5 protein-coding genes and 1 pseudogene are annotated in these 4,708 nt (G+C 73.4%); all 6 read right to left on the bottom strand.

The features are described from left to right. Positions 1 to 332, bottom strand: a pseudogene (locus tag CIK81_RS17760) (uroporphyrinogen-III synthase); the annotation flags it as partial. Then, on the bottom strand, positions 332 to 1,330 hold the full coding sequence (gene hemC, locus CIK81_RS17755) for a hydroxymethylbilane synthase (RefSeq protein ID WP_096165384.1): 999 nt from the start codon (positions 1,328 to 1,330) through the stop codon (positions 332 to 334). The pseudogene CIK81_RS17760 and the gene hemC, both read right to left, overlap by 1 nt. Then, complete coding sequence (locus tag CIK81_RS17750) at positions 1,327 to 2,556, bottom strand: ferrochelatase (RefSeq protein ID WP_114355984.1); 1,230 nt, start codon at positions 2,554 to 2,556, stop codon at positions 1,327 to 1,329. The genes hemC and CIK81_RS17750 overlap by 4 nt, the downstream gene beginning before the upstream one ends. Positions 2,557 to 2,593: 37 nt before the next feature. Continuing rightward, the gene (gene hemQ, locus CIK81_RS17745) at positions 2,594 to 3,361 is read right to left on the bottom strand and encodes a hydrogen peroxide-dependent heme synthase (RefSeq protein ID WP_114355983.1); all 768 of its coding nucleotides are present in this window, start codon (positions 3,359 to 3,361) and stop codon (positions 2,594 to 2,596) included. Beyond that, the gene (locus CIK81_RS18400; protein ID WP_199586421.1) at positions 3,358 to 4,251 is read right to left on the bottom strand and encodes an NAD(P)/FAD-dependent oxidoreductase; all 894 of its coding nucleotides are present in this window, start codon (positions 4,249 to 4,251) and stop codon (positions 3,358 to 3,360) included. The genes hemQ and CIK81_RS18400 overlap by 4 nt, the downstream gene beginning before the upstream one ends. A gap of 8 nt (positions 4,252 to 4,259) precedes the next feature. After that, a complete protein-coding gene (locus CIK81_RS18395) occupies positions 4,260 to 4,409 on the bottom strand; it encodes a hypothetical protein (protein WP_199586419.1) in 150 nt (49 codons plus the stop codon). Positions 4,410 to 4,708 lie beyond the last annotated feature (299 nt).

The following is a 4,708-nucleotide window of genomic DNA, read 5'->3' as shown; positions in this document are numbered from 1 at the left end:
TCGGCCGTGACGGCGCCGAGGGCGACCACCTCGGTGGTCGGCGGGGCCACGACGGGCACGAGCGTCTCGACCGCGGTGCGGGAGGTGACCACCAGGTGCGTGTACTCCCCACCGGCGAGGCGGGCGCGCAGCGTGCCGAGCTCCTCGTCGGGGGCCGGGACGAGCCGGGTGAGCGGATGGTGCTCGGCGGTCAGACCGAGCGCGGTCAGGCGGTCCACCAGCGCGTCTCCGCGCCCCGCGGGCCTCGTGACCAGGACCGGCCGCGTGGCGGGACGGATCCTGGAGGAGGGGTCGGGGCGCGGAGCGCCGGTGTCGGCCGGACCGCGGCTCATCAGGCCTTCGCCTCCGCGAGGATCTGCCCGGCGCCGCGCTCCAGCAGGTCGGCGGCGAGCTCCGCACCGAGCTGGAAGGGCAGCGAGTCCGGGCCGGAGGCCTGGTCGTCGGCCGGATCGAAGGCCACGCGGGCCGCGCCCTCGACCACATGGGAGCCGTCGGTGCGGATCGCGAGGGCCCGCATCGAGAGCTCCCCGCCGTCGATCTCGGCGTAGGCCGCGACCGGGGCCGAGCAGCCCGCCTCGAGCGAGCGCAGCAGCGAGCGCTCCGCGGTGACGGCGGCACGGGTGGCCGGATCGTCGACCGCCGTCAGACGCTCCGCGAACCAGGCCGGGGCGGAGTCCGCCGTGGCGCCCTCGAGAGCGGCCGTGGTGACCTCCACCGCGAGAGCTCCCTGGGCGGGGGCCGGTAGCATGACGTCGACGCTCAGCAGCTCGCTGATCACCTCGTCGCGGCCCACGCGCTGCAGGCCCGCGGCGGCGAGCACCACCGCGTCGAGGTCCGCGTCCTCCCCGAGGGCCCGTGCGAGACGGGTCTCGATGTTGCCGCGGATCCCCACCACGTGCAGATCCGGGCGGGCGCGCAGCAGCTGGGCGGCGCGGCGGGGCGAGCCCGTGCCCACGGTCGACCCGGCCGGCAGCTGGTCCAGGGTGAGGCCGTCGCGGGCGCAGAGCGCGTCGCGTGGGTCCTCGCGGACCGGGATGCTGGCGAGGCGGATCTCCTCGAGCGGCTGCGTGGGCAGGTCCTTGCAGGAGTGCACGACCACGTCGACCCGGCCGTCCAGCAGGGCCTGGCGCACCGCGGTGACGAACACCCCGGTGCCTCCGATCTGGGCGAGCGGACTGGTGCGGTCCTGGTCGCCGTGGGTGCTCACGTGCACCAGCTCCACCTCGCGGCCGGTGCCGGCCACGATCTGCTCACCGACCTGCCCGGACTGGGTCAGGGCGAGCTGCGAGGCGCGGGTGCCGAGGGTGAGCGGTCGCAGCGCGGCCGTCATGCCGACGCTCCGGCGGGGACGACGCCGGGACGGGCGACATCCCGCTCGCTCTGCTCACTCTGCTTGCTCTGCTGACGCTGCTCGCGCTGGTGCGCAGCGATCTCCGCCAGCGAGTTCACGTGCTGCTCGACCGGCACGGCGCGACCGGCGTGGACCTGACAGCAGTTGTGGCCGCACACGTCGTCGACGGCGCCGATCTCGGTGACCGCGACGCGCTCGCGCGAGGGGTCGAGGTGCTCCTGGACGATGTCGGCCAGGGCCGCGATGAAGCGCGGATCGGTGCCCGAGGTCGCCACCCGGCGGAAGCCGAGCCGCTTCTCCTCGGCGGTCTCCTTCGCCTCGGTGTCCAGGTCCCAGATCACCTCGACATGGTCGGAGACGAAACCGATCGGCACCACCACGACGGCGTCCGCGGTCTCCTCGGCGGCGATCGTCGAGATGACGTCGTTGATGTCGGGCTCGAGCCACGGCACGTGCGGCGCGCCGGAGCGGGACTGGTAGACCAGCTCCCACTCGGGGGTGACCGGCATGTCGTCGTGCAGCTGGTCCATCACGTAGCGGCAGGCGGCGAGGTGCTGGTCCACGTACCAGTTGCCCTGCTCGCCGTCCACGGTCCGTGCCCCCGTCGGGCCCGACGCCTCGTTCATCGCCAGCGGGATCGAGTGGGTCGAGAACAGCACCCGCACCCGGTCGGCGTCATGGCCCTCGCGCTCGAGATCCTTCACGGCGTCGTGCACACCGTCGATCACCGGGGCCAGGAAGCCGGGGTGGTTGAAGTAGGAGCGCGACTTCTCGATCGTCATCTCGTCCAGCAGGCCCGCCTCGTCGAGCCGGAGCGCGAAGTCCTCGCGGTACTGGCGGCAGCCGGAGTACGAGGAGTAGGCGCTGGTGATCAGGGCGAGCACGCGGCGGTGCCCGTCGGCGTGGAGCGAGGAGATCGCCTCCGCCGTGTACGGCGCCCAGTTGCGGTTGCCGAAGTAGATCGGCAGATCCACCTCGCGCGTGGCGAGCTCGGCCTGCAGCGCCGCGATCATCGTGCGGTTCTGCTCGTTGATGGGGGAGCGGCCGCCGAGGGCGCGATAGTGCTCGGCGACCTCCTCGAGACGCTCATCGGGCACGCCGCGGCCGGCGGTGACGTTGCGCAGGAACGGGATCACATCGTCCTGCCCCTCGGGGCCCCCGAAGGAGGCGAACATGATCGCGTCGTACTGCTGGGAGATGGTCATCAGGGTGTTCCTCCAGGAACGGGTGGTGGCGGGGTGCTCAGGCGAGCAGAGCGGCGACGTCCTCGAGGGCGTCGATCCGTCGGCCGGTATGGAAGGGGAGCTCGTCGCGCACGTGCAGGCGCGCGTCCGAGTAGCGCAGGTGGCGCATCATGTCGACCAGATCATGCAGGTCGTCCGCCTCGAAGGACAGCAGCCACTCGTAGTCGCCGAGTGCGAAGGCGGCCACGGTGTTGGCGTTGACCTGCGGGTACTCGCGGCCCAGCATGCCGTGCTCGCGCAGCATGCGGTTGCGCTCGTCATCGGGCAGCAGGTACCAGTCGTAGCTGCGCACGAAGGGGTACACGGTGATCCACTGCTTGCGCTCGAAGCTGGGGACCATGAACGAGGGCACGTGGCCCTTGGCGAACTCCGCCATCCGGTGCACGCCCATGGCGGCCCACTCGCGGTTCAGCCAGGTGCCCGCCAGCGAGTTCTCGAACTCCCGCAGCGCGACCTGCAGCGACTCGGGCCGGCCTGCCGAGAGCCACAGCATGAGGTCGTCCTCGGCGCGGAAGCCGGAGACGTCGTAGAAGCCGAGTATCTCCACGTCGCCGTCGGTGGCGGTCTGCATCAGCTCGGTGGCCTCGCCGAGCGCGGCGGTGATCTGCTCGGTGGTGACCTCGCCGTCCTCGGTGAGACCGGCGAGACGACGGAAGACGGTGTAGCTGGTGTAGCGGGTGGTCTGCGCGATCTGCTCAGGATCAGTCGACGGAGCCGACTGAGCCGACTGAGCCGACGGGGTTGAGGGGTTCGGGGCCTCGTTCATGAGGTGTGTCCTTCCACTGCGGGTGACCTGGTGGATCGCAGGTCGCGGGTGAGGGTCGCGGCGTCGGCGCGGACGATCGCGTCGATGCCGGTGCCGGCTCTCCAGGAGCCGACGAGTTCGAGGGACGGGTCGGTCTCCAGGAAACCGGTGAGCGCGTCGAGTGCCGCGCGGTGACCGGGCAGGGACTGCCGCATCGCGCGGTCCCAGTCGATCACGCGGGAGGCGAGCAGGTGCTCGCGGGTCAGCGGAGTGCCGAGGATGCGCGAGGCGTCCGCGAGGGCGAGGTCGACGATCCCCTCCGGATCCGGCAGCGGTTCGCCCGGCCGGCCGAAGGACAGGCGCACCACGTGCGGGCTGCGGGCCGACGGCAGGGCCTCGCGAGCCTGGCGCTGCACGTGCTCCCACTTGGCGGTCGCATGGGTGAGCGCCTTCGCGCGGATCCCGCGGGTGCCCGGTGCGACCAGGGCACCGGTGCCGGAGGGGAAGGCGTCCAGCCCGGGCGCGTCGAGCACGAGCACGACCAGGCGCACGGCGGCCGACGGGGCCTGCGGGATCACGGCGGCGATCTCGGGCGCGGCGCTCTCGAGCAGCTCGTGCGCGGTGTCCGGCGGGCAGGCCAGGACCAGACGGTCCGCGGTGAGCGTCTCCTTGCCGGTGGTGCGCACCCGCCATCCGCTTCCCGCGCCGGTGCGCTCGATCGCGGAGGCCTCCACGCCGGTGCGCAGCATACCGCCGTCGGCGAGGAAGCGCGCCTGCAGGGCGCCCGGCAGAGCGGCCATGGTGGGGGTGAGGGCATGGACGCGGGTGCCCGCGCTCCCCGCGCTCCCTGCGCCGGTGCGGTCGCCCGAGTTCTTCCCGGAGCGTCGGGTGAGCCCGCGCGCTCGGCGCACGGCCGCCGTCAGCGAGCCGTGCTCTCGGCCAGGCCCCGGCTGAGCTGCGGGGAGGCCGCGGCGAACTCGAGCGTCGCCGGGTCCGAGGAGTGCACCCCGCCGACGACGGGGGCCACGAGCCGCTCGAGCACCCGCGCGCCCAGCCGTCGGCGCACCACCCTCGGCGACGGTCGCTCCGGAGCGGGCGCCGACGGAGGCGGGCAGGAAACGCTCGAGCCCGCGCGCGCAGGGAGCCCCAGGTGCCGAGCACGCGCGGACGTCGGCCGCGAGCGGGCCTGCCCGGGATGCCCAGCAGCGAATCGACCGGAGCACGATGCACCCCCGCGTCGGAGACGACTCGGCTGCCCAGGCCGCCGCGCGGCGCGACCACCTGAGCGGCGAGACCCAGCTCGGCCACCAGCGCGTCGACCGCGCCGGACGCCGTCGAGTAGGCCTCGGCGCCGGCGCTCAGCATCAG

The organism is Brachybacterium sp. JB7, from assembly GCF_003335205.1.
Classification (GTDB): Bacteria; Actinomycetota; Actinomycetes; order Actinomycetales; family Dermabacteraceae; genus Brachybacterium; species Brachybacterium alimentarium.
Note: the sequence above shows the minus strand (reverse complement) of the source record. Positions and strands in the feature narration are given on the sequence as shown.